This is a genomic window from Streptomyces sp. NPDC005070 (genome assembly GCF_053600395.1).
Genome location: NZ_JBSFZS010000537.1, coordinates 1 through 1,270, shown reverse-complemented (window position 1 = coordinate 1,270; position 1,270 = coordinate 1). Strand labels below are relative to the sequence as shown.

General features: G+C 70.6%; 1 protein-coding gene and 1 pseudogene. Both read right to left on the bottom strand.

The window, feature by feature from the left end:
• Nucleotides 1–81: pseudogene (locus ACWEBX_RS40930) on the bottom strand (30S ribosomal protein S9); the annotation flags it as partial.
• Between the two features lie 76 nt (nt 82–157).
• On the bottom strand, nt 158–1,270 hold a 1,113-nt coding region (locus ACWEBX_RS40925), incomplete at its 5' end, for an MFS transporter (RefSeq protein WP_451889751.1).

Here is a 1,270-nt window from a genome sequence, read left to right as displayed (position 1 = left end):
GAGGGCGCCGCGGTTGTTGTCCACGTCGGCCTCGTTCAGCGCGCGGGCCACGCCGAGGCGCAGGGCACCGGCCTGACCGGCAGGCCGATCTACTCGGGGTGTTGAGCGCGGCCGAACAGGCCGATGCACTCGGGGTGTCGAGCAGGGACGGACCCGATCACACGGACGCGGTCTCGGACCCGGTCTTCACGAGTTCCGGGGTCTCGGGGGCGGCCCCCTTGCGCACCACAGGAGTGCGCGGCGCGTGGGCCGCCTTGAGTCCGAGCAGGGCGACGACGACGACCAGGACGAACGCCCCGCCGGCGATGGCGAAGCTCAACGTGAACTGGCTCTCCTGGGGGAGGGTAGGCATGCCGGCCGGCAGCGGTACGGACTTCGACGCCAGGAGCGAGGTGATCACCGCGCTCGCGACGGCGCTGCCGACCGAACGGGAGATGGAGTTGATGCCGTTGGCGATACCGGTCTGGTGGGCCGGGACGCCGGCGACGATCAGGGCGGGCATGGAGGCGTAGCCGAAGCTGATCGCCAGACCGATGAGCATGCCCGCGCTGATGACGGAGGCGCTGGTGTCATGGGCGGCGGTCAGCCAGGCGAAGCCGAGCACCCCGAAGCAGGCCCCGGCGGCCAGCGTGACGCGTGCGCCGAGCCTGCGCACGAGCACCCCGCCGAACTGGGCGCCCACCAGGGAGACAAGCGTGGTCGGCAGCAGATAGACGACGGAGGCGGCGAGCACCGAGGCGCCGAAGCCGTAACCGACCAGATCGTCGGGCATCTGCACGAGGTACGAGACGCCGATGAACTGGGTGAACATCGCGAAGCCCAGCAGCAGCCCCGCCAGGTTGGTGAAGAGAACGGGCCGGTGGACGAACATCTTCATGTCCACCATCGGTTCCTTGACCCGGTTCTCGGTGAACACCCACACACCCGCCATGACGACCGCACCGGCGAACGCGCCGAGCGTCCGGCCGGACGTCCAGCCCCACTCGTGTCCCTGCGAGATGGGCAGCAGGAGGAGCACCAGCAGCAGGCCGAGGGTCAGCGCACCCAGCCAGTCCGTGCGTCCACCCGTCTTCGTCCGGGAAGCGGGCACCATGAACAGCACGCCGACCAGGGCCACCACCGCGAGCACGACGGCCAGCCAGAAGGGCCGGTGGTAGTCGGGGTGCGAGCCCTGGGTGAGGAGGCCCGCACCGACCAGGGCGAGCCCGCTGCCGAACGCGAGCGTGCCGCTGACCAGGGCCATCGCTCCGTGCAGCTTCTCCGGCGCGAT